At 56.6% G+C, this 219-nt stretch carries 2 tRNA genes; both read right to left on the reverse strand.

From position 1 onward, the window contains the following. Nucleotides 1-2 precede the first annotated feature (2 nt). Nucleotides 3-75: transfer RNA gene (locus OGX99_RS00845), tRNA-Val, on the reverse strand. A gap of 46 nt (nt 76-121) precedes the next feature. Beyond that, nucleotides 122-197 (reverse strand) — tRNA-Val (locus OGX99_RS00850). Nucleotides 198-219: the final 22 nt, after the last annotated feature.

The raw sequence follows: 219 nt of genomic DNA on the forward strand, positions 1-219 counted from the left end.
GGTGGGTGATGACGGGATCGAACCGCCGACCCCCTCCTTGTAAGGGAGGTGCTCTCCCAGCTGAGCTAATCACCCACTTCTCAATTTCTTACTCTACACGGCGGAGACTACATAAAGTAGTTGGTGGGTGATGACGGGTTCGAACCGCCGACCCCCTCCTTGTAAGGGAGGTGCTCTCCCAGCTGAGCTAATCACCCCCGCTGTGTGGAGTCGCATTAT

This window comes from Citrobacter sp. Cu096, assembly GCF_030332285.1.
Classification (GTDB): Bacteria; Pseudomonadota; Gammaproteobacteria; order Enterobacterales; family Enterobacteriaceae; genus Citrobacter; species Citrobacter meridianamericanus.